At 56.5% G+C, this 26,130-nt stretch carries 28 protein-coding genes; all 28 read left to right on the top strand.

Translation table 11 applies throughout. The features are described from left to right. The first annotated feature begins 110 nt into the window (after positions 1-110). The 28 genes from motA (at position 111) to flhF (ending at position 26,130) form a co-directional block, all read left to right on the top strand. Entirely contained in the window at positions 111-902 is a 792-nt protein-coding gene (motA, locus tag HMPREF9081_RS11205; protein ID WP_040395643.1) for a flagellar motor stator protein MotA, read from the top strand. A 1-nt stretch (position 903) separates the two neighbouring features. Further along, positions 904-1,830: a flagellar motor protein MotB gene (locus HMPREF9081_RS11200; protein WP_006307466.1), complete on the top strand. Its 927-nt coding sequence runs from the start codon at positions 904-906 to the stop codon at positions 1,828-1,830. Positions 1,831-1,904: 74 nt separating this feature from the next. After that, positions 1,905-2,282: a holo-ACP synthase gene (gene acpS / locus HMPREF9081_RS11195; RefSeq protein WP_040395150.1), complete on the top strand. Its 378-nt coding sequence runs from the start codon at positions 1,905-1,907 to the stop codon at positions 2,280-2,282. Then, on the top strand, positions 2,279-3,823 hold the full coding sequence (locus HMPREF9081_RS11190) for a bifunctional ADP-dependent NAD(P)H-hydrate dehydratase/NAD(P)H-hydrate epimerase (protein WP_006307464.1): 1,545 nt from the start codon (positions 2,279-2,281) through the stop codon (positions 3,821-3,823). Before acpS ends, HMPREF9081_RS11190 begins: the two co-directional genes overlap by 4 nt. Before the next feature lie 57 nt (positions 3,824-3,880). After that, complete coding sequence (locus HMPREF9081_RS11185; RefSeq protein WP_040395149.1) at positions 3,881-4,906, top strand: branched-chain amino acid aminotransferase; 1,026 nt, start codon at positions 3,881-3,883, stop codon at positions 4,904-4,906. A gap of 374 nt (positions 4,907-5,280) precedes the next feature. Next, positions 5,281-6,120 (top strand): diadenylate cyclase CdaA, encoded by an 840-nt coding sequence (cdaA, locus tag HMPREF9081_RS11180; protein WP_040395148.1) that lies wholly within the window; start codon positions 5,281-5,283, stop codon positions 6,118-6,120. Next, the gene (locus tag HMPREF9081_RS11175) at positions 6,117-7,049 is read left to right on the top strand and encodes a CdaR family protein (protein WP_006307460.1); all 933 of its coding nucleotides are present in this window, start codon (positions 6,117-6,119) and stop codon (positions 7,047-7,049) included. Before cdaA ends, HMPREF9081_RS11175 begins: the two co-directional genes overlap by 4 nt. Further along, entirely contained in the window at positions 7,046-8,644 is a 1,599-nt protein-coding gene (locus tag HMPREF9081_RS11170) for an NAD(P)/FAD-dependent oxidoreductase (RefSeq protein WP_006307459.1), read from the top strand. The genes HMPREF9081_RS11175 and HMPREF9081_RS11170 overlap by 4 nt, the downstream gene beginning before the upstream one ends. A gap of 35 nt (positions 8,645-8,679) precedes the next feature. Then, on the top strand, positions 8,680-10,035 hold the full coding sequence (gene glmM, locus HMPREF9081_RS11165; RefSeq protein WP_006307458.1) for a phosphoglucosamine mutase: 1,356 nt from the start codon (positions 8,680-8,682) through the stop codon (positions 10,033-10,035). Position 10,036: 1 nt separating this feature from the next. Next, positions 10,037-10,942 carry a DMT family transporter gene (locus tag HMPREF9081_RS11160; protein WP_006307456.1) on the top strand — a complete coding sequence of 302 codons (906 nt, stop codon included), beginning with the start codon at positions 10,037-10,039 and terminating at the stop codon, positions 10,940-10,942. Continuing rightward, positions 10,939-11,568, top strand: a complete 630-nt coding sequence (locus HMPREF9081_RS11155; protein ID WP_006307454.1) for a hypothetical protein — start codon at positions 10,939-10,941, stop codon at positions 11,566-11,568. The genes HMPREF9081_RS11160 and HMPREF9081_RS11155 overlap by 4 nt, the downstream gene beginning before the upstream one ends. Positions 11,569-11,592: 24 nt before the next feature. Beyond that, positions 11,593-12,573, top strand: a complete 981-nt coding sequence (locus HMPREF9081_RS11150) for a PhoH family protein (protein WP_040395145.1) — start codon at positions 11,593-11,595, stop codon at positions 12,571-12,573. After that, complete coding sequence (gene ybeY / locus HMPREF9081_RS11145; RefSeq protein ID WP_040395636.1) at positions 12,563-13,024, top strand: rRNA maturation RNase YbeY; 462 nt, start codon at positions 12,563-12,565, stop codon at positions 13,022-13,024. Before HMPREF9081_RS11150 ends, ybeY begins: the two co-directional genes overlap by 11 nt. After that, positions 13,021-13,917, top strand: a complete 897-nt coding sequence (gene era, locus HMPREF9081_RS11140) for a GTPase Era (protein ID WP_006307449.1) — start codon at positions 13,021-13,023, stop codon at positions 13,915-13,917. The genes ybeY and era overlap by 4 nt, the downstream gene beginning before the upstream one ends. 20 nt (positions 13,918-13,937) lie before the next feature. Beyond that, positions 13,938-14,603 (top strand): DUF502 domain-containing protein, encoded by a 666-nt coding sequence (locus HMPREF9081_RS11135; protein ID WP_006307448.1) that lies wholly within the window; start codon positions 13,938-13,940, stop codon positions 14,601-14,603. After that, complete coding sequence (recO, locus tag HMPREF9081_RS11130) at positions 14,604-15,335, top strand: DNA repair protein RecO (RefSeq protein WP_006307447.1); 732 nt, start codon at positions 14,604-14,606, stop codon at positions 15,333-15,335. Between the two features lie 151 nt (positions 15,336-15,486). Next, positions 15,487-15,687, top strand: coding sequence for a flagellar FlbD family protein (locus HMPREF9081_RS11125; protein WP_009438920.1), 201 nt, complete (start codon positions 15,487-15,489; stop codon positions 15,685-15,687). 120 nt (positions 15,688-15,807) lie between these two features. Continuing rightward, positions 15,808-16,329 (top strand): flagellar basal body-associated FliL family protein, encoded by a 522-nt coding sequence (locus HMPREF9081_RS11120; protein ID WP_006307438.1) that lies wholly within the window; start codon positions 15,808-15,810, stop codon positions 16,327-16,329. A gap of 39 nt (positions 16,330-16,368) precedes the next feature. Next, positions 16,369-17,370 carry a flagellar motor switch protein FliM gene (gene fliM / locus HMPREF9081_RS11115; RefSeq protein ID WP_006307437.1) on the top strand — a complete coding sequence of 334 codons (1,002 nt, stop codon included), beginning with the start codon at positions 16,369-16,371 and terminating at the stop codon, positions 17,368-17,370. After that, entirely contained in the window at positions 17,363-18,544 is a 1,182-nt protein-coding gene (gene fliY, locus HMPREF9081_RS11110) for a flagellar motor switch phosphatase FliY (RefSeq protein WP_006307433.1), read from the top strand. The genes fliM and fliY overlap by 8 nt, the downstream gene beginning before the upstream one ends. 159 nt (positions 18,545-18,703) lie before the next feature. Next, positions 18,704-19,066, top strand: a complete 363-nt coding sequence (locus HMPREF9081_RS11105; protein ID WP_006307432.1) for a response regulator — start codon at positions 18,704-18,706, stop codon at positions 19,064-19,066. Beyond that, on the top strand, positions 19,066-19,578 hold the full coding sequence (locus HMPREF9081_RS11100; protein ID WP_006307430.1) for a FliO/MopB family protein: 513 nt from the start codon (positions 19,066-19,068) through the stop codon (positions 19,576-19,578). The genes HMPREF9081_RS11105 and HMPREF9081_RS11100 overlap by 1 nt, the downstream gene beginning before the upstream one ends. A gap of 29 nt (positions 19,579-19,607) precedes the next feature. Continuing rightward, on the top strand, positions 19,608-20,357 hold the full coding sequence (gene fliP / locus HMPREF9081_RS11095) for a flagellar type III secretion system pore protein FliP (protein ID WP_040395138.1): 750 nt from the start codon (positions 19,608-19,610) through the stop codon (positions 20,355-20,357). A 15-nt stretch (positions 20,358-20,372) separates the two neighbouring features. Beyond that, the gene (gene fliQ, locus HMPREF9081_RS11090) at positions 20,373-20,642 is read left to right on the top strand and encodes a flagellar biosynthesis protein FliQ (RefSeq protein ID WP_006307428.1); all 270 of its coding nucleotides are present in this window, start codon (positions 20,373-20,375) and stop codon (positions 20,640-20,642) included. Positions 20,643-20,657: 15 nt separating this feature from the next. Beyond that, positions 20,658-21,440 (top strand): flagellar biosynthetic protein FliR, encoded by a 783-nt coding sequence (gene fliR, locus HMPREF9081_RS11085; RefSeq protein WP_006307427.1) that lies wholly within the window; start codon positions 20,658-20,660, stop codon positions 21,438-21,440. Further along, on the top strand, positions 21,403-22,524 hold the full coding sequence (flhB, locus tag HMPREF9081_RS11080) for a flagellar biosynthesis protein FlhB (RefSeq protein ID WP_006307426.1): 1,122 nt from the start codon (positions 21,403-21,405) through the stop codon (positions 22,522-22,524). Before fliR ends, flhB begins: the two co-directional genes overlap by 38 nt. 132 nt (positions 22,525-22,656) lie before the next feature. Next, positions 22,657-24,741 carry a flagellar biosynthesis protein FlhA gene (flhA, locus tag HMPREF9081_RS11075; protein ID WP_040395135.1) on the top strand — a complete coding sequence of 695 codons (2,085 nt, stop codon included), beginning with the start codon at positions 22,657-22,659 and terminating at the stop codon, positions 24,739-24,741. Next, positions 24,742-26,130: a flagellar biosynthesis GTPase FlhF gene (gene flhF / locus HMPREF9081_RS11070; RefSeq protein ID WP_006307424.1), complete on the top strand. Its 1,389-nt coding sequence runs from the start codon at positions 24,742-24,744 to the stop codon at positions 26,128-26,130.

Below are 26,130 nucleotides of genomic sequence, written 5' to 3'. Positions count from 1 at the left end.
TTTTTTTAAAAAACAGGTAGGATTTTTTTACGATTTATGGAATACTATAGGATGTGGACGTGTATCTGATGGATCAGATATTTATGCGTCTGCCGGTCGAGAGAAATGGAATGGGGGCTTTTGCTTTGGAAAAATCAACGGTCATCGGGATTTTCATGGGGCTTATCTCGGTCTTTGTTGGCATGATCCTGAAAGGGGCGCCGCTGACGGCGCTCAATAATCCGGCTGCGTTCCTCATCATCATTGGCGGAACGTTCTCGTGTCTGTTCATTGGGTTTCACATGGAGCAGCTGGGAAATTTTTTCAACCTGATCAAGAAGACTTGTCAGGTTCCGCGGATGCAGGAGAAAGGGCGGCTCGTGCAGCAGTTCATCGAGTTGTCGCAGATTGCACGTCGTGAGGGTATCCTCGCGCTTGAGAGCAAGGCACAGGAGATTCAGGATCCGTTCTTCCGCACGGGTCTTGGCATGGTCATCGACGGTATGGATCCTGATTTTGTCAGTGATGTTCTGGATGCCGAGCTCGCGATCATGCAGGAGCGTCACGCCGAGGGACGTTCGATGTTCACGCAGGCGGGCACGTATGCGCCGACGTTGGGCGTTTTGGGTGCCGTTGTCGGTCTGATCGCAGCTCTTGGAAATCTGAACGATATTGACAAGCTGGGTCACTCCGTCGCTGCCGCATTCGTTGCAACGATTCTGGGTATCTTTACGGGATACGTTCTCTGGCTGCCGATCGCGAACAAGCTCAAGATTATATCGGAGCACGAGGTCAGCCAGAAGCGCATGATCATCGAGGGGATTCTGTCCCTGCAGGCAGGTGATTCTCCGACGGCAATCGAAGCGAAGCTTATGGTCTTTATTCCGCAGACGGAGCGTGATTCGCTGAAGGGAGAGGGCTGATATGGCGAGAAGGAAACATGCGAAGCCGCATGAGGAGGAAGCGAGCGAGGCCTGGCTGCTGCCCTATTCCGATCTGATGACACTGCTCCTTTCACTCTTTATCGCGCTCTTTGCGATGTCGCAGACGGATGCCTCGAAGATGCAGGCGCTCGCGCAGGCATTTTCGGCGGCGTTCAACATGGGCGGTCCCTCCTTCTTCTCGGGGATGGGACCGTCTACGGCGATGCCTACGACACCGAGTACGGGGGCGGAGAGTTCCAATAACAGTGCCTATATGCAGGAGAATGAAAATCTCCGTGAGGCACAAGAGAAACTCGAGCAGTATATCAAAGAGAACAACCTGCAGGATCAGGTGAGCACAGAGCTCTCCGAGGAGGGGCTGATGATCCGCCTGAAGGAAAAGGCGCTCTTTGCTTCCGGTTCTGCAGCACTGCAGGGGCAGGCAGAGCAGATCGTTCCTGTGATTGCGGCGCTCCTCTCCTCACTGCCGGAGCGTGTGACGATCTCCGGACATACGGATAATGTGCCGATTTCGACGGCGCAGTTCCCCTCGAACTGGGAGCTGAGTTCTGCGCGTGCGGTGAGTCTCATGCGTGGGCTGATGGGCTCACAGCCCTCACTGAATCCGGCGCGCTTCAGTGCGCTCGGCTACAGCGAGTATCGTCCGATTGCGGACAACAATACTGAGGAAGGGCGTGCACAGAATCGTCGCGTCGAGGTGTTCATCGCACGCAGTATGCGGTTCAGTCAGGAGGACTCGATCAGTGCCTCCGACGGGCAGGTGACGACGAGTACGAGTGCGCCGTCCAATGCGATGTCGTCATCGGCAAATGCGACATCACAGACGAGAGGAACGGAGCCCATGGGGGCATCTCCACATCCGACACCAAATTCGCAGGGCGTTGTTCCGGCACCGCTGCAGCGGTAATCGTAAGAGAGAAATTGAAAGGGGCTATTGCGGGAGCAATGGCTCTTTTTTCTGTCATCGGCAGGAGAGGCATTATGATTCTGGGGATCGGCAGTGACATCATCCATATTCCGCGTGTGGCGCGTGCGATCGCAAACGAGCGGTTCCTTGAACGCGTTTATACCGCGCGGGAACGTGCATACGCCGAGAGCCGAGGCAAAACCATAACCGCGAGTCTTGCCGCGCGATTTGCGGGCAAGGAGGCGGTGCTCAAGGCGTTTGGGACAGGGTTGCGCTGCGGAAAGATGACGGATATCGAAATCCTGCCGGATGATCTCGGTGCACCTATCGTTCATTTGGATGGATACTTTGCCGCGCACGCGCAGGAGATGGGCGTGGAGCGCGTGTGGATTACACTCAGTCATGAGCGCGACTACGCGACAGCATATTGTGTTTTGGAGGGTCAGCGATGAATGTGTCGTTTGCAGAGGATATGCGCCGAATTGATGCGTGCGTGATGAAAGACTACGGTCTGCCGGCCATTGCTCTGATGGAGAATGCCGGACGACGGACGGCGGAGGAGGCTGCCACGATGATCGGCGGTGCGGCGGACAAGGTCTTCGCTGTCTTTGCGGGCGGCGGCAACAACGGCGGGGATGCCTTTGCTGCGGCGCGTCATCTGATGAATATGGGGGCACGGGTAAAGCTCTTCTTCACGGGTGCGGAAGAACGTCTTGGTGAGGCAGCGCGTGCCATGCACGATGCGCTGCGGGCGATGGGCGTGGAAATACGTCCCCTCGTGAGCGATCGTGACTGGGATCGTCTGCGCGTTTCACTTCGCTTCGCGGATGCTGTTGTGGACGGCATCCTTGGCACAGGTGCACATGGAGAGCTCAGAAAAAATATCCTGCGCCTTGTGGAGGAGATCAATACTGCGGGTAAACCCGTGTTGGCAATCGATATTCCGAGTGGGGTGGAGGCAGATACCGGACGCATTGCCTCAGCTGCCGTGTGTGCGGATCGAACGCTCGCACTTGGCCTGCCAAAGGTCGGGCATCTCCTTGGGCAAGGAGCGAATGCGACGGGGCAGCTGCTCGTCGACGATATCGGGATCCCGCATATGTTGCTCGCGGGGGAGACGCTGCGCCAGTCGCTCATCACGCGTGCGGCAGCGGCAAAGCTCCTGCCTGCGCGTGCGCGCGACGTGCACAAGGGGACGTGCGGACGCATCCTCGTGCTCGCGGGTTCACTCGGTATGACGGGAGCGGCGGCACTCGCGGCGGAGGCTGCGCTGCGCGTCGGGGCAGGTCTTGTGACGCTTGCTGTGCCCGAACGCCTTTATCCCGTACTTGCGGCAAAGCTGACCGAGGTGATGGTTGTCCCCATTCCGGATGAGGGGACGGGATGTTTTGGCGGGGGCAAGGCGCTTGAGGCGGCGCTCGCACATGCGGGGAATGCGGATGCGGTGCTGATCGGTCCCGGCATTGGACGCGCGGCAGAGACGAGCGAGTTTGTGCGCCTTTTTGCGGCGGATGTGAAGGCGCCGCTCGTGATGGATGCAGATGCGATCTACGCGTTTCGCGGACATCTCGATGCGCTGTGCGAGCTGCCGCAGGTACCGATCCTGACGCCGCATCTCGGCGAGTTTGCAGGACTTCTCGGCAAGTCTGTGGAGGAGGCGGAGAACGATCTCCTCGGTACGGCACGCACGGCGGCGAGTGCGCATCAAGCGGTTTTTGTCGTGAAGAGCGCATGCACGATTGTCGTTTATCCCGACGGGGATGCATTCTTTACGACATGCGGCAATGCGGGCATGGCGACGGCGGGCGCGGGAGATGTGCTTGCGGGTGCGATTGTGGGGCTGATGCGGCAGATGGAAAGCGGCATGACGCCGATTGTCGGGGTCTATGTGCATGGGCGCGCGGGCGATATCGGGTATGAGCACTGCGGCAACGGACTCGTTGCCGGCGATATTTTGGAACTCCTGCCGCAGGCGCTGAAGGAACTTAGTTGACAAGACGCCTCTGTGGTACTATGATAGGGGAAATTTTATTTGAAAGAGGCGCATATTATGGCAAAGGCGGATATTGACTGGGGAAATTTGGGGTTTGCATATCGTTCCCTGCCGCAGCGCTATGTGGCGAACTATGCGAATGGAGCGTGGGATGAGGGTGGACTTTCGTCCGATGCAACGGTTACGATCAGTGAGTGCGCCGGGATTCTGCACTACTGTCAGGAGGTCTTTGAAGGACTGAAGGCGTATGAAACGGTGGATGGACATATTGTGACGTTCCGTCCTGATCTCAACGCGGAGCGCATGTATCACTCGGCTGCGTATCTTGAGATGCCATCGTTCCCGAGGGAACGTTTCCTTGCGGCTGTGGACGCGGTGGTCACGGCGAATCGCGACTATGTGCCGCCGTACGGATCGGATGCGTCGCTTTACCTGCGTCCTCTGATTTTCGCGACAGGTGAGGTGATCGGGGTAAAACCGGCGGATGCGTATCAGTTCCGGCTCTTTGCAACGCCGGTCGGACCTTATTTTAAGGGCGGCGCGAAGCCCGTGCGACTCTGTGTGAGCAGTTTTGACCGTGCGGCGCCGCACGGGACAGGGCACATCAAGGCGGGGCTGAACTACGCGATGAGCCTGCATGCCTATATGGCGGCGCATGCGGCGGGCTTCGATGAGAATATGTTCCTCGACGCGGCGACACGCACACATATCGAGGAGACGGGCGGCGCGAATTTCCTGTTTGTGACGAAGGACGGCACGATTGTGACACCGAAGTCGCCGTCCATTCTGCCCTCGATCACGCGGCGTTCTCTTGTGCATATCGCCGAACACATCCTCGGGATGAGGGTGGAGGAGCGCCCTGTGGCGTTTGATGAGCTTTCCGATTTTGCGGAGGCGGGGCTCTGCGGTACGGCGGCGGTGATCTCACCGGTCGGTTCCGTGACGCATAGCGACAAGGTGATTGCGCTGCCGAGCGGCATGGAGCATATGGGGCCTGTCCTGCAAAAACTCTATGATACCCTGCGCGGCATGCAGCTCGGGACGATCGAGGCTCCCGAAGGCTGGATCCGCAGGATTTGTTGATGTAATTTATAGGAACCACTGATAAGTTCAGCACCGCCATCTTAGCGCATCTTTTTTGCCCGCACAACGCCTGCAAATCGTCCACAGAGCATCCTGCGTCCGGTTTGCCTCCTTGGCAGGACAAAAAATCTGCTTATCAGTGATTCCTATAATTTCGCCCTCTTTACGAATAGATTTTTGATGGATTTGAAATTCTTTCGTAAGAGGGCGAAATTTTTTTGAAAGAAGGCCGCAGGTCACAAGGATTTTCGATATTCAGAGAGAAATTCTAAAATAAAGGATAAGGGGCTTATGCGCAGCGCGCAGCCGTTGCGCATTTTCGCTGGGGATGTATGGGGAAATGATGGGAAACGTTTTCGCATTTGGGGGTTCTTATGCCGCTTGATTTTACGATGCCGACGCAGTTCCGCGGCATTCTGTCAACAATCACGCTGCTGGATATTCTCGATATTCTGATTGTGGCGTTCATTCTCTACCGCGTCTATCTCATGCTTGAGGACACGCGCGCCATTACGCTGGCGAAGGGAATTCTCGTGCTCCTCGGTGTGACGGTGGTTGCGAGCTATTTCGAATTGCATGTGATCTCGTGGCTTCTGCAAAAGTCCGTGACGCTGCTCTTTGTTGCGTTGCCGATTGTATTCCAGCCGGAACTGCGGCGTGCGCTTGAGCATCTTGGTCAGGGGCGTTTTTTCCGTTCCGGCAGTCTGATGGATGACGAGGAGGCACAGAGTACGATTCGAGAGATCCGCAGTGCGGTGAAGATCCTCTCGGCGAACAAGATTGGAGCGCTGCTCGTCATTGAGCGCAATATGGGGCTCAATGACATCAGTGCGACGGGCATACAGATTGACGGTCTTATCACCTCCGACTTCCTCATGAATGTGTTCATTCCGAATACGCCGCTGCATGACGGTGCGGCAGTGATTCGCGGTAAGCGCCTGATCGCGGCGGGCTGTCTCCTGCCGCTGACGGAAAACCGCACGCTTTCCACGGAGCTCGGCACGCGGCATCGTGCGGCGATCGGACTCTCGGAGCAGTGCGATGCCCTCGTCGTGGTGGTCAGTGAGGAAACGGGGACAATCTCAATCGCGGAGAATGGGCGGATTCATCGTCATCTGGATGAGGACCAGCTGACACATATCCTGACACCTGCCTTTGCATATAGTTCAGGCTCATCGATTTTCGAGTTGGTTCGAAGCTGGAGGAAGAAATGATGTCGAGGCTTCGGGGGATCGTGCAGCACAATTTGCCTGTGAAATTGCTCGCACTTGCTGTGGCGATTGTGCTCTGGCTCTATGTGATGAACGATCAAAACCCCGGCATGGAGGGCTCGTATACCGTGCCGGTGACGGTTGAGCACGCGCCGGACGGCTATCAGCTGAGTACCGACAGCGAAACGGTGACAATTCGCGTGCGCGGTCCACGCTCCTTTTTTGTTGCTGCAGGGCGTGGTGATTTCCACGCACGGATCAATCTTTCCGACTTTACGGAGGGGGAACGCGCCTACCCTGTGGAGGCATCCATTCCATACGGTTTCGAGCTTGTGAACGTTTCGCCGGACAAGATCACAGCAAATCTCGACCGCATGGTTCAAAAGACATTTAAGGCAGAGCTGACCGTCGGCGGATCGCCTGCGGCGGGTTTTACGGTGGATCGGATTGTGCAGGACAGCGAGACGGCAACCGTGGAGGGGCCGCGCAGCCTCGTGGATCAAATTGTGCACATTGTGGGACACATCAATCTGAGCGGGCAGTCGAATGGCTTTACTGTGACGGTGCCGCTGATTGCGTTGAACAGCGACGGTCGGGAGGTTTCCGGCGTTACGCTTGTGCCGACGTCCACGGAGGTGTCCGTCAGACTCGCACGGGGGCTTACGCGCAAGGTGGTCGAGGTGCGGGCGAAGCCGCAGAGCAATCTCTCCCCGCAGCTGAAGCTTGAGGGGATCACGGTAGATCCTATGCGCATCGAGATTGCCGGTGCAGAGAATGTCGTCAGCAAGATCACGAGCATTGAGACGGAGGAGTTCTCCCTTGCAGATGTGCGCGAAACTCAGAAGCGCCAAGTGAAGCTCGTGCTGCCCGATGGCGTGACGGTGGCAGATCCGAATGTGACCGTGGAGATCAAGGTTGGAGCAATGCGATGATTCGCGTGAAAAATCTGCGCGTTCCCTATGACTCTGTGCGGTCGCCCGCAGAGATTGCGGCGGAGCGACTCAAGATATCACCCTGTGCCGTGCGCGGGGTGATTGTTGTTCATAAGGCACTGGATGCACGGCGCAGGCATGGTGCGCCCCTCGTTTGGGTCTATGTGTTGGATGCTGATGTGGAGAATGAGCATGCGGTGCTCTCGCGCTTTCGTCGGGACAAGGAGGTTATGCCTGCACCGAGCGAGGAGCCTTTGATGATCCCTAAGACGGGGGCACTGGCTCAGCATCGTCCCGTCGTGGTCGGATTTGGTCCCGCGGGGATCTTTGCCGCGTGGCTGCTTGCGCGTGCGGGACTCTCTCCGCTTGTTCTCGAACGCGGACAGGATGTGGACCGGCGTACGGCGGATGTGGCACGTTTCTGGCAGACAGGCGCGCTTGATCCTGCGTCGAATGTCCAGTTCGGCGAGGGGGGCGCGGGGACCTTTTCGGATGGAAAGCTGACGGCACGCAGCAATGATCCGCGCATGCGCGAGATCATCGAGGCGTTTATCACGGCGGGTGCGCCCGAAGAAATTCGCTATTTGCAGAAGCCGCACATCGGGACGGATATTCTGCGGACCGTGGTGAAGAATCTGCGCAAAGAAATCGTTGCGCTGGGCGGTGAGGTGCGCTTCGGTGCGCAGGTGACGGGTGTGGAGCTGCATGAGGATCGCGTTGTGGCACTGCACGTGGGCAACGCGGAACGTATTCCTGCGCAGGCAGTCTTTCTCGGCATCGGACACTCGGCGCGCGATACCTATGCTATGCTGCATGAGGCGGGCGTCGTCATGGAGGCAAAGGCGTTTGCCGTCGGCGTGCGCATCGAGCACGCACAGGAGTTCATCAACCGCATGCAGTACGGCGCGGCGGCGGGGAGTCCGCATCTGCCCGTCGCGGACTATGCGATGACGTATCGCGATGAAACGGGCGGGCGCGGTGTCTATTCATTCTGTATGTGTCCCGGCGGCACGGTGGTCGCGGCGGCGTCCGAGACGGGGCGTCTCGTGACGAATGGCATGAGCAACTATCGACGAAATTCCGGTGTGGCGAACAGCGCTCTGCTCGTGCAGGTGACTCCTGCGGACTGGGGCAAGGATGTGCTCGGCGGCATTGCCTTTCAGCGGGCGCTCGAGGAGCGCGCCTATCGCCTTGGTGGCGGAGATTATTTTGCGCCCGTGCAGTCGGTCGGGGATTTCCTCACGGGACAGACGGGGGCGCGGGACTTTGCGGTTACACCGACGTATGCGCCCGGCGTACGCCCTGCCGATCTGCGTGCACTGCTGCCCGCAGCGTGCTCTGCCTCTCTTGCGCGTGCGCTTACGTTCTGGGAGATACGTGTGCCGGGGTTCGGCGCTGCGGATGTGCCTCTGACGGGTGTGGAGTCACGCTCATCCGCACCCTGCCGCATTGTGCGTGATGCGGCAACGATGGAGTCCGTCTCGGCGGCAGGGCTTTATCCGATCGGTGAAGGGGCAGGTTATGCGGGCGGTATCATGAGCGCGGCGCTCGACGGTCTGAAAGCGGCGCTTGCATTTTTGCATAAGATACAGTAGATTATAGAGATAAAATAGATCATAGGGGGCTGTTCATGGTGAGACTTTTTGGTACGGATGGCGTGCGTGGAGAGGCAAATACGGAGCTGACACCGGAGCTCGCATATCATCTCGGGCGCGCGGCGACGCTCTATTTCGGTGCACAGTCCGATGTGCGTCCGCACATTCTGATTGGACGCGATACGCGCATCTCGGGCGAGATGTTCGAGGCGGCGCTGACGTCGGGCATCTGTTCGGCGGGCGGCATTGCGCTCCTTGCCGGGGTTGTGCCGACGCCTGCGATCGCCTATCTCACGCGTGAGCACAATGCGAAGGCGGGCATTGTGATCTCTGCCTCGCACAATCCGTTTCCCGACAACGGGATCAAGTTCTTTGGCGGGGACGGCTACAAGCTGCCGGATGCGGTGGAGGATGAGCTTGAGACGCTCGTACACCGCTTGCAGACGAATGACGATGCGGCACGACCGACGGGCAAGGCAATCGGGATTGTGGAGTACCGCGACGATCTGCTCAACCAGTATATCGACTATGTGGCGAGCACATGTGCGGAGCGCTTCGACGGCATGAAGATCGTGCTTGACTGTGCAAACGGCGCCGCCTACGAGGCGATGCCGAAGGTGCTGCGCCGTCTCGGCGCCGAGGTCAAGGTGATCCACGCTCTGCCGAACGGCGTGAACATCAATGACGGCTGCGGCTCGACACATCTGGAATCCCTGCGCCGCACGGTACTCGAACACGGCGCGGACATCGGCATCGCACATGACGGGGATGCCGATCGCTGCCTCTGTCTGGATGAAAGAGGAGAATTGATCGACGGCGATCATATCCTCGTCGCATGCGCCTCGGAGATGATGCGCGCGGGGCGGCTACCGCATAAGACGGTGGTGACGACGGTGATGGCGAACATCGGCTTCCACAAGGCAATTGCCGCGCTCGGCGGGCGCGTTGAGGTGACGGCGGTCGGCGACCGCTATGTGCTCGAGTCCATGCGCGCAAACGGCTATGCCATCGGCGGCGAGCAGTCGGGCCACATCATCTTTGCCGAACACGCGACGACGGGCGACGGGCTCATTACGGCACTGCAGGTACTCGCAGCACTTCGCCGCAGCGGAAAGAAGGCGTCGGAGCTGAACGCGATGATGACGACCTATCCCCAGCTGCTTGTCAATGTGCGCGTCAAGACGAAGGCGGGCTGGGAGGAGAACGCAGCGATCCGCGATGCGATTGCGGAGGGAGAGCGCATTCTCGGCAGCGAGGGGCGCGTGCTCGTGCGTCCTTCGGGCACAGAGCCGCTCATTCGCGTGATGGCGGAGGGCAGTGATCAGGCACAGCTTGAGGAGGTCTGCGGAGCGATCGTCGAGGTCGTGAAGCGGGAACAGGGAGAGGCATAAAATGTCGCACCTCTCGGCCGTCCTCTTCGTCCTCGTCGCAGGAACGGCGTGGGCGGCGAGCGGGACGGCAGCGCAGCATTTCTACACGCAGTCGGATCACATTCCGATTGAGCTGACCCAGGTGCGGCTCTTCCTTTCGAGCGCCATGTTTTTTCTGCTTGCATGGTGGACGGGAAGTCTTAGGCACGGGGTTCGTTTCGTGCGGCGCAGTCCTTGGATTCTCGTGCAGCTTGCGATCTTCGGTACGCTCGGCATCATGTTCGTGCAGTATTCCTACTTCGAGGGAATCGCGGCAGGGGATGCAGCGGCGACGACGGTCATCACGTACACGAGTCCTGCGATGATGATCCTCTATCTGGCTCTGCGTCATCGCCGTCTGCCGACAGGCGTCGAGGCGGGAACGGTCATCGTTGCTGTGGCAGGGGTGTTTCTCCTCGTGACGGGCGGGGACGTCGGACGACTCTCCGTGCCCGTAGCGTGCATTGTATGGAGCATTGTTTCGGCGATTGCCTTTGTCTTTGCAATGATCTATCCGCTGCGTCTTCTGCGTCATTTTGACCGCTTCTTTCTGCTTGCCGTCTGCATGCTGATCGGTGGGATCTCTCTGCTGCCTGTGACACGGGCAATCGCGGATGTCGGAACGTTTTTTACACCGGAGACATGGCTTGATCTCCTTGTCATCATCGGGCTCGGGACGGTGGTCGCATTCTTCGCGTTCAATGTAGGGCTGCGCTGGCTGAGTCCTGAGGAAACGGCGATCACCGCGACGATTGAGCCAGTGGCGAGCGTTATCTTTGCGTGGCTCATCTTTGACACGCATTTTGTCACCATGCAGATTGTCGGGATTGTGCTTGTTATCACTGCGATCCTGACGCCGAATCTCTTGAGGAAATGGGGGCATATATGAAGATACCCCTGCGCTATCAGATGTCGGAGTACGACTGCGGGCCGACGGCGCTGCTCAATGCGGTGAGCTATCTCTTTCCGCGCAGTGAGGTGCCGCCCGAGATCATCCGCAGCGTTATGCTCTACACACTGGACTGCTACGGGATGGATGGAACGGCGTGCAAGGCGGGGACATCACGTATGGCGATGATGTACCTCGCGAACTGGCTTGAGGGTTTTTCGCGTGCGACGAACTTTCCGCTTACCTGTCAGTATATCGCGGGGCGAGCGGTGCACATCGGTGCGCACAGCTACATCAACGATGCGCTCGTGCGCGGCGGCGTTGCCGTTGTGCGCCTCTTTTACGAGGTGGAGCACTATGCGCTGCTCACGGGCGCGTCAAAAGAGCATATCTATCTCTTTGATCCATACTATCTTGCGGAGGCAGCGTCGGAATTCGTGCATGCAGGGATTACGGTGACAGCGGATCATCCGCATGAATATAACCGCATTGTGCCCTTTGACTGCTTTAACCGTGAAACGAGGGATCTTTACGCGTTCGGCGCAATGGAGAGCCGCGAGGCGGTGCTGCTCTTTGATGAGCGGACGCGCCGCACGGCAGATGATACGATCGAATACTTTATCTAAGGACAGATGACGGGAGGTTTGTACTTGCAGGAAACGACGGATACGATCGAGTTCCGAGATCAGCAGGAGGCGTATGCAATTCTCGGAGAGCGCGACAGCCTCTTATTGGCGATGCAGGAGGCGCTTTCCTGTTCGATGGTGAGCCGTGGAAATGCACTCGTCGTGACGGGAACGGAAGAGAATGTCGCTGCCGTGCGCATCCTCGTGCAGGAGCTCCTCTTTTACCGGCGGCAGGGGGCGAATCTGACGACACATGAGGTGACCTATGGGGCGCAGCTCGTGCGTGCAGGGCGCGTGGAGGAATTGCATGCCCTCTTTGCCGATGTGCTGCTCGTGACGGCAAAGGGAAAGGAGGTACGCGCCAAGACCATCGGTCAGCGGGACTATCTCGCGAAGATTCGCCGGAATGCAGTAACGCTCGGTGTCGGTCCTGCGGGCACGGGCAAGACCTACCTCGCAGTCGTGATGGCAGTGGCGGCACTCCGAAACCGTGAGGTGAGCCGCATCATTCTCACGCGCCCCGCCGTGGAGGCGGGGGAACATCTCGGCTTTCTCCCCGGCGATCTGACGGAGAAGATCAATCCCTACCTGCGGCCGCTCTATGATGCACTGCAGGATGTCCTCGGCGCGGAGGGCTATCAAAAGCTCATGAGCCGCCAGCTCATCGAGGTGGCGCCGCTTGCCTACATTCGCGGACGCACGCTTGAGGATGCGTTCATCATTCTGGATGAGGCGCAGAATACGACGGGTGCGCAGATGAAGATGTTCCTCACGCGCCTCGGCTTCGGTTCGCGTATGGTGGTGACGGGCGATCTCGAGCAGGTCGATCTGCCGCGCGGTACGGTCTCGGGGCTGAAGCAGGCGTGTCAGATTCTGAAGAGAGTCAAGGGCGTCGGTATTGTGCGGCTTGAGCCCGTCGATATCATTCGCCACGAGGTCGTCACGCGCATTGTCGAGGCGTACGGCGCGTGGGAGAAAAAGCGGGGGCATGCGCATGGAGATTGAGATTCGGCAGGAGCCGGAAGAGCTTGCGGTGTCCGCAGAGGATATGGAGGCGGTGCGTCGTGCCGTTTTGACCGTCGGGCGCCTCTACGGTGCGGAGAATGCCGAGGTGAGCGTGACGCTGACGGATGATGCGCACATTCATGTGCTCAACCGGGAGTATCGCCATGTCGATCGACCGACGGATGTGCTCTCCTTTGCTCTCACGGAGAGTGAGGAGCCGGAGATCGTCGGCGCTGAGGGGAACGAGGTGCTTGGCGATCTCGTCATCTCGCTCGAGCGCGTGCAGGCGCAGGCAGAGGAGTATGGGCACAGCCCTCTGCGAGAGCTTTCTTTTCTGACGGTGCACGGCATGCTGCACCTTCTCGGCTATGACCATATGGAGGAGGCGGAACGGATTGAGATGGAGGTGGAGCAGCGTCATGTTATGGAGGAGCTTGGGATTGCACGATGAGTATGCATAAATCCGGATTCGCCGCCGTGATCGGGCGGCCGAATGTCGGCAAGTCCACGCTGATCAACGCGCTCATTGGACAGAAGATCGCCATCATGAGCGACAAGCCGCAGACGACGCGCAGCCGCATCCTCTGCATCCTGACCGAGGAGGATGCGCAGATCATCTTCCTCGATACGCCGGGCGTCCACAAGCCGAAGCACAAGCTCGGCGACTATATGGCAAAGGCGACGGAGGGGGCACTCCACGGCGTCGATGTCGTCATCTTTGTCGTGGACGTGACGGAGAAGCCGGGGGCGGGCGAGCAGTACATCCTAAAGCAGCTCGCGAATGTACGCGCGCCCGTCCTGCTCGCGGTCAACAAGGTGGACTGCATCCCGCGCGAGAAGGTGCTGCCCATCCTTGCAAACTACGCGAAAGTGTACGACTTTGCGGGGATTGTGCCGATCTCGGCACGCGCGGAGGAAAATCTCGAAGGTCTTCTTGCGGAGATCAAAAAATATTTGCCCGAGGGACCGCAGTACTATCCCGACGATATGGTGACCGATCAGCCCGAGCGCCTGATCGTTGCAGAACTTGTACGGGAAAAGGTGTTGGAGTTGACGCGGGACGAGATCCCGCACGCGGTCGCCGTCGATATCGAGGAGATGACGACGCGCCCGAAGGGCGATGTCTATATCCGCGCCGTGATCTACGTGGAGCGCGAATCGCAGAAGGGCATCGTCATCGGCGCGCGCGGCGCACTCCTCCGAACGATTGGGCAGCGTGCCCGTGCAGATGTGGAGACACTGCTCGGGACAAAGGTCTATCTCGACCTCTGGGTCAAGACGCGCAAGGACTGGCGCAATCGGGCGACTGCCCTGCGGGAATTCGGCTTTCAGGAGGATGACTGAGGAAGGGGGGACATGAGATCATGCTGCGGTTGAAGCGCGTCTATCGGCGCACGATGAAGCATGCCTCGCGCAGCTTTGTAAACGGACTGCTGGTTTTGGTGCCCGTCATCATCACTCTGCTCGTCATTGAGTGGACCCTGCGCTTCACCGAGGGCGTGCTCGGACAGTATCTGCCGTTTTACTTCCCTGGTATGGGCATTGTCACACTGCTCCTCGTCATCTATGTCGTCGGATGGGCGTCGACAAATTGGGCGCTTGCAAAGCTCATCTCACTCGGCGAGACGATGATCGGAACGATACCGTTCGTGAAGTTCATCTACACAAGCGTCAAACGTCTCTCGGAGGCGGTGCTTGACTCAAGCAGCAACTTCAAGCGCGTCGTGCATGTGCCCTATCAGGGGGCACGTGCCCTCGGCTTTGTCATGGCGGATCTGCCGCCGCGCTTTCAAGCGGTGATGGGTGGGGGCTATGTCTGTGTCTTTATCCCGTGGAGTCTCAATATGACCTCGGGGACGACGCTCCTTGTGAGGGAGGAGGATGTGGTCACGATCGATATCCCGAAGGAGGAGGCGCTCCAATATATGCTGACGGCAGGTGCCGTGATGCCGCTCGCCGAGGTGAAGAAAAAGGTCGTGCAAAAAAATATTCGAAAGTTCCCCTCCACGGAAGGGGAGGCGGAGACGTAGATGGCACTCTACGGAGCGGAGGGCATTGTGCTCGGCGCACGAAGCTGGGGTGAGGCGGATAAGGTCATGACGATATTTACGCGTGAGCGCGGGCTGCTGCGTGCCGCAGCGTTCGGCTGTCGGCGACCGCGAAGCCCCTTGGCGGGCGCCATGCAGATGTTCGTGCACGCCGATCTGCAGTTTGCCGAGGGCGGGCGTCTGGAAACCGTTAAGACGGCGTCGGTGCGCGCTCATCATGCAAAACTTTCGCTGGATCTTTCGGCACTCGCCTATGCGACCTTTGTGGCAGAGGTCATCCGCGAATTCCTGCCCGAAGGCGTTGTGGATGAGGAGTTTTTTGATCGACTTTCTGCCATCCTGACGGCGTTCGAAACGCGCAATCCGCGTGTGACGGCGCTTGCCGCCGTGCTACAGACACTCGCGGCGGCAGGGCTGCAGCAGAGTTACGGACGCTGTCTGCACTGCGGCACGGAGATTGAGGAGGATGCGTTCTTCCTCGCACGCGAGGGCGGTGCTCTCTGTCAGGACTGTCGTACGGTGGAGGCTGTGCCCTTTCCGGCGCAGGTGCGGGAGCTGCTCGTTGCCCTCGAAAATGTCGACTGGGCGCATCCTGTTCCGTTGCAGCTGCGCGGTGGGACCCTTATGGCAGCAGAGTCTGTCGTGCTTGCACACGTGCAGGATCTCGCCGGTCATCCCTTGCGCTCGCTTGCATTTTTATCCCAGCTCGGATAACTTTTTGAGAAAAATTTAAGACGTGATGAAAAAATACTCCTCGAAAAAAAAGGAAAAGTGAGGATGACGGCGAAAGTATATCAAGTAATGATTTGTACGCAGCTCTTTCTGTGTGCGAAAAATGAGAGAGGGAATGGAGGGGGAGCCTGTCATGATCATGCTGACGAAGTTCAACTCCAAGACGAACAAAAAAGGTGAGTTTGTCCTCAACGCAGAGATCATTGAGAGCATTGAGGAAACACCTGATACCGTGGTTACTCTGACCAACGGGAAAAAACTAATCGTCGAGGAGCCGATGGAGGAAATTGTGCGACGCACGATAAAGTATCGCCGTGCTCTTCATCAAAATTAGTTGGCGAATTTCCATTCCTTTGGTATAATGGAGGGAACAGTGTTCCTCTACGCGGCAAGGGAGTGCCCCGGTGTGGAGCCGCTATGGCTTCGTAGTCATTTTTAGGGAGGGAATTAACTCATGGCGGAGGAAAAGGAAGAACAGGTTGCAGAGCAGCCAAAACAGAAATCACCCATGCTGATGATGATCGTTGTGGTGATTGTGGCGGTTCTTGTCGCGGTGGCGGCTGCCGGCGGCATCTCGTACTACATCTTCTCGCAGGCGGAATCACCGTCGCGCTCGGAAGATGGAGGCGGTAGCACCTCACATCGTGATCCCGGTGTGTTCTACAAACTTGGCGATCCGAAGGAAGGCGTTCTCGTCAATGTCGGCGGGGGGCGCTCCGGGAAGTTCCTCAAGGCAGGCATTGTCTTGGAGCTTAACCCCGGGAAGTCCGAGAATGTGGTCGACGGCAAGGTCGGCTCCGTTGCGGAGACGAAGATCCTCGATACGACGATGCAGTTCCTGCGTGCGGCACCACTCGAGGAGTTTGATGCATCCAAACAGGATGCACTCAAGAAGCAGCTGAAGGATGCGCTCAATGAGCGCCTGGGTCAGGGCTCTGTTTATGATGTTTACATCACGAGCTTCCTGCTGCAGTAAGTAATATGAATCACTGCATAGAGGGAAGGGGGAAGAGTCTTGGCTGAGGACGTACTGTCTCAATCCGAAATAGATAAGCTGCTTTCGGCTCTTTCGGATGGCTCGGTTTCCGCCGAGGAAGTCAAGGCGGAAGAAGAGGAGCGCAAGGTCAAGGTCTATGATTTCAAGCGGCCGGATAGATTCTCCAAGGATCAGATCCGTACGCTCTTCATGCTCCATGAGAGTTTTTCGCGTCTTGTAAATACCTATCTGTCGGCAAGCCTGCGGGCAATGGTCGATATCGAGGTTATGTCGGTCGAGCAGATGACCTATCAGGAGTTTGTCCAGTCGATGGGAAATCCGTCCGTGATTGGCATTCTCGGATTGCCGCCGCTCAAGGGCAATATCGTCATGGAGATCGGTACGGATTTGGCGTTTGCCTACATCGATCGCGTCTTTGGCGGGGAAGGGAAGCCCGGCGTCAAGTCGCGTGCACTGACGGATATTGAAACGGCGGTCATGCGTCGCTTCATCGATACGGTCACCAAGTATTTCAAAGAGGCATGGAGCAACGTGATAGAGTTCCGTCCGAACTTTGAGACGATGGAAACGAACCCACAGTTTGCACAGCTTGTTCCGCCTAGCGACATGGTCGTGCTCGTCACAATTCATACGAGGATTGGCGATGTCGAGGGCATGATAAACATCTGCATTCCCTATCTGGTGCTCGAGCCGGTCATGTCAAAACTCACCACGTCGTTCTGGGTGGCGGCCTCTGCCGACAAGGAGAGTACGCCTGAACAGGTGGCCGAGCTCCAGCGCAAGATTGAACGCACACGGGTGCCGTTTAAGGTAGAGCTTGGCACGGTCAATATTACGATCCATGAGTTCCTTACGCTCGGCTTTGGCGATGTGCTTCAGCTCGATACGCAAACGCAGGATGAACTCATCTGCTATGTTGGCTCGAATGCAAAATTCCGCGCGCGTCCGGGTACTGCCGGGAAGCGTATGGCTGTTCAAATATCCGGCATTATAGAAGGAGATGACGACGCGAATGAGTGATGAAATGATCTCACAGGAGGAGATTGATGCCCTCCTAAGTGGTGGAGAGGCAAGCGACCCGTTTGCCGACGATGCTGCAGCCGACTCGTCTCCCGGCGATGATGATGCCGGCATCACCGATCTGGAGCGCGATGCGCTCGGCGAGATTGGCAATATCTCGATGGGCGGAGCAGCAACGACACTCTCCGTCCTCCTCGGTCGCAAGGTTTCCATCACCACACCGACCGTTTCCGTGTCGAACCTGCGTAAGCTGAAGGAGAAATACCCCGTTCCTTTTCTTGTGGTTGAGGTCGGGTACAGCGTCGGGATTGAGGGCAATAACGTCCTGTGTATTCAGGCGAAGGATGCTGCTATCATTGCCGATCTGATGATGGGCAATGACGGCACAAATCCGGATTTAGAGCTGAATGAAATTCACATGAGCGCAGTCAGCGAGTCCATGAATCAGATGATGGGCAGTGTTGCGACATCGCTCTCGTCCATGTTTAATAAAAAAGTGGACATCACACCTCCCGTGGTCACGCTTGTCGACCTTGGGACGGAGGAAGTTGTATCCAAGTTGCTGGACAAGGTCGATCCAATTATTCAGGCGTCCTTCCGCATGGAGGTGGACGGTCTCATTGACAGTGAGATTATGCAGCTCCTGCCGGTTGATGTCGCGAAGGATATGGTCGACGCACTGATAAATCAGCAACCGGATGTTGATGATGAGGAGGCGGCAATGGAGGCTGCACAGGCAGCACCGGCGCCGCAGGCACCAGCCGCAGCACCGGCGTCTGCGCCGGCAGCGGCTGCTGCTGCACCTGCAAACTATGGATATGGAGCATCGCCTATGCAACCACATGTAGCATCTAATGTGCCGGTACAGTCGGCTCAGTTCACCCCGCTCAGTTCTACGCCGGTGCAGGTGAATGATGCCAATATCGGTCTTATTCTCGACGTACCTCTTCAGGTCAATGTCGAACTCGGCCGGACGAAAAAGTCAATCAAAGATATTCTTGATCTGACAAAGGGATCCATTGTAGAACTGGATAAGCTTGCCGGTGAGCCCGTGGACATTATGGTCAACGGCAAGTATCTGGCGAAGGGCGAAGTTGTCGTCATCGATGAGAACTTCGGCGTTCGCATCACGGAGATTGTCAGCCCGCTGGAGCGCGCTGCACGCCTCCAGTAGCGGAAGGAATAGGTTCTTTGGGGACTGGTGTAGAAAACCCTTGTCACAGACAGCACTTTTCGTTATAATGAGTAACGTTAAAAAGGACGCATACAATATGTGTGCGTTTGGTACCCTTTGTGATGGGGATGTTCTGACGGAGTAAGGAGAGATGAGAAAATGGCAACTCGCGTTCTGATCGTTGATGATGCAGCCTTTATGCGAATGATGGTAAAGGACATCCTGTCGAAGAACGGTTATGAAATTGTCGGTGAAGCGGAGAACGGCATGAAGGCCTTGGAGAAGTATCAGGAGCTCAAGCCGGATCTCGTGACGATGGATATTACGATGCCTGAAATGGATGGTATCACTGCTGTCAAGGAGATCAAGAAAGTCGATCCTGCGGCAAAGGTCGTTATGTGCAGTGCAATGGGTCAGCAGGCGATGGTTATCGAGGCCATTCAGGCGGGTGCGCGCGACTTCATCGTGAAGCCGTTCCAAGCGGATCGCGTGTTGGAGGCCATTCGCAAAGCCGTCGGCTGATGAACGAACGGATATTTTCTCTGTCCTTGCTGCTCGGATGCGTTCTCTATGCACTTTGTACAGGGGATGTGTCTGCTGCAGGTGAGACGGGCGGCGGATATTTAGCCGGATACGAGGAGGCTGACCCGCGCCCGTCGGCCGTGTCATGGTGGTCGACGGTCGCTTATATGGTCAGCCTTTTTGCTGTCTTTGCGTTTGTCATTATCCTCGCCTATTTTGTGGCGCGTGCGTTTGGAAAGAGTTCCATGCAGCGTCTTGCAGCACGTGGGGGACAGATCTATTTGCAGCTGCCGCTCGGGCCAAACCGCTCGCTCTGTGTTGTGGAGCTTTTCGGGCGTGTCTTTGTGCTCGGTGTCACGGATGCGAGCATTCGGCTGATCACGGAGATTGACGATCCGGAGACTGTGGAGGAGATTCGCGCCGCAGAACCTGTAGCGGGCGGAGTCTTTCAGGAACAGTTCGGCTCTCTGTCGGACTTTGTTCAAAAAATACCGCCTCTCTTTCGAAAGTGAAGGCGGCAGAGAGAAATGGGGGGACGGGATTGGGGCGCAAATTGCTTGTATTGGGAGGCGCGGCGCTCCTCCTGCTGGGCGTGGGACATGCAAGTGCTGCCCCACTGATTCCTACCGTCAGTGTCGGTGTAGGGACATCGGAGAATCCGCAGGATGTGGCGACCAGCATGCAGATCCTGGCGGTTCTGACGGTTATTTCGCTGGCACCTGCGATTCTCGTAATGACGACATCCTTTATCCGCATTGTTGTAGTCATCGGATTTTTACGCAATGCGCTGTCGACGCAGAATGTACCGCCGAATCAGGTTGTCATTGCACTCTCGCTCTTTTTGTCATTCTACATTATGGCGCCCTATTGGGGGCAGGCAAACGAGAATGGGATTCAGCCCTATCTTGCGGGGCAGATTTCGCAGGAACAGGCGCTTGAGAATATTGTCGATCCGATGCGTGAGTTCATGTTCCGCCAGACACGGGAATCCGATCTCGCGCTCTTTGTCAATCTTTCGGATGCCCCCCGACCGGAGGGGCCCGAGGATGTGTCTACGTTTACACTCATTCCTGCGTTTATCATCAGCGAACTCAAGACGGCGTTTCAGATTGGTTTTATGATCTACATCCCGTTCATTGTCATCGATATGATCGTCGCAAGTACGCTCATGTCGATGGGTATGATGATGCTGCCGCCGGTCATGATTTCACTGCCGTTCAAAATTTTGCTGTTTGTTATGGTCGATGGGTGGCATCTGCTGATCCAGTCGCTCATCATGAGTTTCCGTTAGCGGGGGGCGAAGCCGATGTCCGGAGATTTGGTCATCCAGCTCGCTCAAGAGGCACTCATGATCGTCCTTCTGGTCTCTGCGCCCATGCTGGGACTTGGTCTGATTGTGGGCCTTTTGGTGGCGGTGTTTCAGGCGACGACCTCGATTCAGGAGCAGACACTCGCATTCATTCCAAAGATTATTGCGGTCTTTGTCGCCATTCTGATCTTTGGACCGTGGATGTTGCGCATCATGGTCGAGTATGTGTCGAATGTGTTTATCAATCTGCCGATGTATTTGCGCTGAAAGGGGCGGCCGTGCATGGATTTGTATGAGCTGCTGCAAGGGCATATTGCTGTTTTTTTGCTGACACTCACGCGCATCAGCGGCATCTTTGTCGTATCGCCCTTCTTTGGCAGTATGAATATTTCCATATATTTTCGCGTGGGCATGGCTCTGGCGATGACTGTCGTGCTCTTTCCCGTTATCGACGGATTGGGAGCGGTGGCTGCACCCGAGACCATCATCATGTTTGCTGTCACTGCAATCGGTGAACTCTTCATTGGCTGGCTGATCGGCTTTGTGGCATATATCTCCTTCGCGGCCATTACCATGGCAGGCAAGGTCATGGACATGCAGGTGGGGTTTGCCATTGTCAATGTCGTGGATCCGACTTCCGGTCAGCAGATACCGCTCATCGGAAGTTTTCTTTATAATTTGGCAGTCATCATTCTCCTGGTTACAAATGGTCACCATATGATTTTGGCGGCTCTCACCGAGAGCTTCCGCGTGGTTCCGCTTGCGGGGATGGAGCCGAATATCTCGTTTGCCCTTATCATCGCCAATTTTACGGGAGGAATCTTCCTTACGGGCATGAAGATTGCCATGCCCATTACCTTTGCCATCCTGCTCACAAATGTGGGACTCGGCATACTTGCACGTACGATGCCGCAGATGAACATCTTCGTCGTCGGTATTCCCATGCAGCTGATGATCGGTATCACTGTTCTGTCGATGATCATTCCGTTCTACGTCTTATTCTTGGATGTGCTGTTCAATGAAATGTATGGAAATATATCACTCGCAGTACGCGCCCTCCAATAGGCGCGCATTCGTCTTTGACCTCCAGCGTTTCGCAGGGGAAAAGACAGAGGAACCGACGTCGAAGAAGCGTGCGGATGCGCGCAAGAAGGGACAGGTTGCTCGCAGTCAGGAGCTCAATAGTGGGTTTGTCCTGCTTGTCGGATTTTTCGGGCTCAAACTTCTGTGGGATTCGATTTATGTCTCGATCGCGACCTATACGACGTACGTGTTTACGAATCTCAACCAGACGGTCGATACGGAAAACATCCTTCGCATCTTCATTGGCATTGTCATGATTCTTGCCAAGACCGCATTTCCGATCATGATCTTCATCATGATCATCGGTCTTGTCATCAACTTTTTCCAAGTGGGGCTGAACTTCAATACCGAGTCCATTGAGTTCAATCTGGATAAGCTCAACCCCATCAACGGATTCGGGCGCATTTTCTCAAAGCGCTCTCTGGTCGAGCTGGCGAAATCCTTTTTCAAGATCCTCGTCATCGGTTTCTTTCTCTACCGCTTTATTCACGAACAGATTCTTGCAATGCCGCAGTTCATGTTCTTCGATCTTACGACAAGCCTTACCCTCGTCGCAGAGATCATTTTCCGGATGGCATTCATCGTCATCGGGGTCATCATGATCATGGCGGTCATGGATTACGGCTATCAGAAATGGCAGACGACGCAGGATCTCAAGATGACCAAGCAGGAAGTCAAGGATGAGATGAAGCAGACGGAAGGCGATCCCCAGATCAAGGGCAAGATTCGTCAGAAGCAGCGGCAGATGGCGATGGCGCGCATGATGAAGGAAGTTCCCAAGGCCGATGTCATCATTACGAACCCGACGCACTACGCCGTGGCTCTCTCCTATGAACAGGGCATGGTTGCCCCGACGGTGATTGCGAAGGGACAGGATCTCGTGGCACAACGGATCAAGGAGATCGGGCGCGAGGCACGCGTGCCGATCATCGAGAATAAGCCGCTTGCACGAACCCTATTTGCAGCCGTGCAGGTGGGAGACTCCGTTCCGCAGGAGCTCTATCAGGCGGTCGCAGAGGTGCTCGCGTATGTCTACCGACTGAAACACGCGCGACGTGGTGCGTGAGGAAGCGGACATTTTTCTAACGCATGACGAAAGTCTTATGAAAAATTTGACGTACCTCTGATATTTGGTATAATATCTATTTAGGGGATGTATGGAATCGTCTTCAAAGGGAACGAGGGAGTGAGTGAGAGCATGGCAGCACCGCAGTCCGGCAGTGTAAATCCTCTTGTATCCGGCAATCTCATACAACGGTACAGCGATATACTGATCGCCGTCGCTATCGTAACAATCGTCATCATGATGATTATTCCGTTGCCGACAATTCTATTGGATGTTCTTATCTGCTTGAATATTACGATTGCACTTCTCGTCGTAATGTCGGCAATCTACAATGTGGAGGCACTCGATCTGTCGGTCTTCCCTTCACTGCTTCTCATTACGACGCTCTTTCGACTCGCACTGAACATCTCCTCGACGCGACTGATCCTCTTGGACGCCTATGCCGGGGAGGTTATTACTGCGTTTGGCAACTTTGTTGTCGGCGGTAATGCCGTGGTCGGTTTTATCGTGTTTGTCATCCTCGTCGTTGTCAACTTCATCGTCATTACAAAGGGCTCAGAGCGTGTCGCTGAGGTTTCGGCACGCTTTACGCTCGATGCGATGCCCGGTAAACAGATGGCGATTGACGCGGACCTCAATCAGGGCGCAATCACGGATGCGGAGGCAAAGCGCCGCCGCGAGAAGGTACAACGTGAATCGGACTTCTTTGGCGCAATGGACGGTGCTTCGAAGTTTGTCAAGGGCGATGCGATTGCCGCGATCGTTATTATGATCATCAACATTGGCGGCGGCTTTGTCATTGGTATGCTGCAGCGCGATATGGATGCGTCGCAGGCGCTCCAGACGTATACGCTGCTGACCGTCGGTGAAGGTCTTGTGGCGCAGATTCCGGCGCTCCTCATCTCGACCGCAACCGGTATCATCGTCACGCGCTCGGCGGCAGAGGGGAACCTCGGCAGCGACCTCGTGAAACAGCTCTTCCATAATGCGCGTATCTTCATGATCCTCACGGGCGTGCTCCTCTTCCTTGCAATCATGCCGGGGCTGCCGGGCGTTCCGTTCACGGCGTTGGCACTTGTTTGCGCTTTCATTGCATGGAACCTGTATCGCGGTCAGGCGGTGGAACAGGAAGTGCAGCAGGTCGAGCAGAAAGCGAAGGCGAAGAAAGAGGCAACGACGCCGGAGAATATCGTTTCGCTTCTGCAGGTCGATCCGATGGAACTCGAGATCGGGTACAGCCTTATCCCTCTTGTCGATACGGGACAGGGCGGCGATTTGCTCGACCGTATCGTTATGATTCGGCGGCAATGCGCACTTGAACTCGGACTTGTTGTGCCGACGATCCGCATTCGCGATAACATACAGATCAAGCCGAACGCCTATATTATCAAACTCAAGGGGATTGAGATTGCACGCGGGGAACTCATGCTCGACCACTATCTTGCAATGAATTCGGGGACGGTGTTCGAGGAGGTTCCGGGCATCGAGACGACGGAGCCCGCATTTGGTCTGCCCGCGCTCTGGATCTCGGAGAACGAGCGTGAGCAGGCGGAACTGAACGGCTACACTGTGGTCGACGCAGTTTCCGTGCTCGCAACCCATCTCACGGAGATCATCAAGCAGCATGCGGCTGAGATCCTCGGTCGTCAGGAGACGCAGAATCTCCTTGATAATCTGCACAAAACCAACGGTGCACTTGTGGACGAGGTCGTACCCAATCTGCTCAGCGTGGGTGAGGTGCAGAAGGTACTTGCGAATCTCCTGCATGAACGCATCTCCATCCGCGATATGAGCACAATTCTTGAGGTGCTTGCCGACTACGGTACCGCTACGAAGGATACGGATATTCTGACGGAGTACGTGCGCCATGCGATGGCACGCCACATCACACAGCAGAATGTCCAGAACGGCGTCCTGCCGTGCATTACACTCGATCCTGCAATTGAGAACAAGATTGCGGGCGGTGTCCAGCGCACGGAGCACGGTTCCTATGTCAGCCTTGATCCCGACTCCATGCAGAAGCTCTTGACGGCACTGCAGGAGGAACTGAAGAAGCTGACCGATCAGGGGTATCAGCCGATTGTTCTCACGAGTCCGACGGTGCGCCCCTATTTCCGAAATCTTGTCGAGCGCTCCATACCGGGGCTGATTGTGCTCTCCCATGCGGAGATTGAGCAGAATGTTGAAATCCAGATCCTTGGGGTGGTGAGAATCTAAGTGCAGGTCAAGACGGTACGTGCTTCCTCGGTAAAGGAGGCCATGGAACAGATTAAGGACGAACTCGGCAGTGATGCCGTGCTCCTTCACACAAAAAAATACCGGGAAGGTGGTGTCCTCGGCGGCGCGGAAATGATCGAAGTGACTGCCGCCGTCGATGAGACGCAGGCGCGGGTACCGCGCTCTGCGTCTGCCTATGTTCCGCCGGTTGCACCGATTCTTCCCTCCAACGTCCTCAATCAGTACCGGATGTCGGAACCTCCCACAGAGGGACCGTCAGCGATGCCTGCGCGTGCCGTTCTGTCGGCGTACGATACATATGGGACGGAATCATCAGCGGTGGAGCCTTATGCAGCAAATCCAGGGATGACGACATATCTGCCGGAGGCATATGCTATGCCGGCGGCACCTGTTGTGCCTTTGCCGCAGACGCCTGCGCCCTATGCTTCATCTCAGGGGGTACCAGCGCCGTTGCCCGCACAGGAAGCAGAATCGGAGCCGGCACGCGCAACCTCGGCCGAGAATGGCGCAGCAGAGCGCATTCGTCTTCTTGAAGATGAACTTGCGCAGATGAAGACGATGCTCGCCTCCATGATGGCGGCGAATCAGCCAAAGGAAATTATTTCCATTCGGGATGCCCTGCATCGTCAGGATGTTCGCGAAGATCTCTGCGAGGAGCTCTCGGGAAAGATTCCCATTGCCGACGTAAACATGGACAGTCTGGATCCTCGTGCGCCGGGCGTTCTTGCCTCCTATCTTTCCCAAATAATGAATTTTACCGATGGGCTGAGAACAGGCGGACGTTCCTCACGTGTGGCCGCCTTTATCGGGACGACGGGAGTGGGGAAGACGACAACGCTCGCAAAAGTGGCGGCGCATTTCGTTCTGGAACAGAATCTCAAGGGTGCACTCATTACGGCGGACACATACCGCATTTCTGCCGTGGAACAGCTTAAGAAATATGCGGAGATTTTGGGACTTCCCGTCGAAGTTGTCTACTCTGCTGCAGATCTTAGAAAAGCGATTGCGCGCCATCGCAGTAAGGATTTCGTTCTTGTCGATACGGCGGGGCGCAGTCAATACAATGAGTTTCAGATGGACGAGCTCAAGGAGTTGCTCGACGCGCACCCGCGCATGGAGAAGCATCTCGTCGTTAGCGCAACGACGAAGGAAGCGGATGCGGCAGAGATTATGAAGCGCTTCTCCTCGTGCAACCCGGATCACATCATCTTTACAAAGACGGATGAAACGCAAACGATCGGCATGGTACTCAACCTGCTTGCGGGGAAGGAACTTTCTCTCTCGTTTCTGTCGAATGGGCAGAGTGTTCCGGATGATATTATACCGGCGACGGCAGATCGACTTGCGGAATTGCTTTTGAGGGAATGA

Source organism: Centipeda periodontii DSM 2778 (assembly GCF_000213975.1).
GTDB lineage: Bacteria > Bacillota > Negativicutes > Selenomonadales > Selenomonadaceae > Centipeda > Centipeda periodontii.
Note: the sequence above shows the minus strand (reverse complement) of the source record. Positions and strands in the feature narration are given on the sequence as shown.

Bases quoted from the DNA above. Each gene is read 5' to 3' on its own strand.
- motA (WP_040395643.1), top strand. From the start codon at position 111: ATGGGGGCTTTTGCTTTGGAAAAATCAACGGTCATCGGGATTTTCATG.
- HMPREF9081_RS11200 (WP_006307466.1), top strand. From the start codon at position 904: ATGGCGAGAAGGAAACATGCGAAGCCGCATGAGGAGGAAGCGAGCGAG.
- acpS (WP_040395150.1), top strand. From the start codon at position 1,905: ATGATTCTGGGGATCGGCAGTGACATCATCCATATTCCGCGTGTGGCG.
- HMPREF9081_RS11190 (WP_006307464.1), top strand. From the start codon at position 2,279: ATGAATGTGTCGTTTGCAGAGGATATGCGCCGAATTGATGCGTGCGTG.
- HMPREF9081_RS11185 (WP_040395149.1), top strand. From the start codon at position 3,881: ATGGCAAAGGCGGATATTGACTGGGGAAATTTGGGGTTTGCATATCGT.
- cdaA (WP_040395148.1), top strand. From the start codon at position 5,281: ATGCCGCTTGATTTTACGATGCCGACGCAGTTCCGCGGCATTCTGTCA.
- HMPREF9081_RS11175 (WP_006307460.1), top strand. From the start codon at position 6,117: ATGATGTCGAGGCTTCGGGGGATCGTGCAGCACAATTTGCCTGTGAAA.
- HMPREF9081_RS11170 (WP_006307459.1), top strand. From the start codon at position 7,046: ATGATTCGCGTGAAAAATCTGCGCGTTCCCTATGACTCTGTGCGGTCG.
- glmM (WP_006307458.1), top strand. From the start codon at position 8,680: ATGGTGAGACTTTTTGGTACGGATGGCGTGCGTGGAGAGGCAAATACG.
- HMPREF9081_RS11160 (WP_006307456.1), top strand. From the start codon at position 10,037: ATGTCGCACCTCTCGGCCGTCCTCTTCGTCCTCGTCGCAGGAACGGCG.
- HMPREF9081_RS11155 (WP_006307454.1), top strand. From the start codon at position 10,939: ATGAAGATACCCCTGCGCTATCAGATGTCGGAGTACGACTGCGGGCCG.
- ybeY (WP_040395636.1), top strand. From the start codon at position 12,563: ATGGAGATTGAGATTCGGCAGGAGCCGGAAGAGCTTGCGGTGTCCGCA.
- era (WP_006307449.1), top strand. From the start codon at position 13,021: ATGAGTATGCATAAATCCGGATTCGCCGCCGTGATCGGGCGGCCGAAT.
- HMPREF9081_RS11135 (WP_006307448.1), top strand. From the start codon at position 13,938: ATGCTGCGGTTGAAGCGCGTCTATCGGCGCACGATGAAGCATGCCTCG.
- recO (WP_006307447.1), top strand. From the start codon at position 14,604: ATGGCACTCTACGGAGCGGAGGGCATTGTGCTCGGCGCACGAAGCTGG.
- HMPREF9081_RS11125 (WP_009438920.1), top strand. From the start codon at position 15,487: ATGATCATGCTGACGAAGTTCAACTCCAAGACGAACAAAAAAGGTGAG.
- HMPREF9081_RS11120 (WP_006307438.1), top strand. From the start codon at position 15,808: ATGGCGGAGGAAAAGGAAGAACAGGTTGCAGAGCAGCCAAAACAGAAA.
- fliY (WP_006307433.1), top strand. From the start codon at position 17,363: ATGAGTGATGAAATGATCTCACAGGAGGAGATTGATGCCCTCCTAAGT.
- HMPREF9081_RS11105 (WP_006307432.1), top strand. From the start codon at position 18,704: ATGGCAACTCGCGTTCTGATCGTTGATGATGCAGCCTTTATGCGAATG.
- HMPREF9081_RS11100 (WP_006307430.1), top strand. From the start codon at position 19,066: ATGAACGAACGGATATTTTCTCTGTCCTTGCTGCTCGGATGCGTTCTC.
- fliQ (WP_006307428.1), top strand. From the start codon at position 20,373: ATGTCCGGAGATTTGGTCATCCAGCTCGCTCAAGAGGCACTCATGATC.
- fliR (WP_006307427.1), top strand. From the start codon at position 20,658: ATGGATTTGTATGAGCTGCTGCAAGGGCATATTGCTGTTTTTTTGCTG.
- flhB (WP_006307426.1), top strand. From the start codon at position 21,403: ATGGAAATATATCACTCGCAGTACGCGCCCTCCAATAGGCGCGCATTC.
- flhA (WP_040395135.1), top strand. From the start codon at position 22,657: ATGGCAGCACCGCAGTCCGGCAGTGTAAATCCTCTTGTATCCGGCAAT.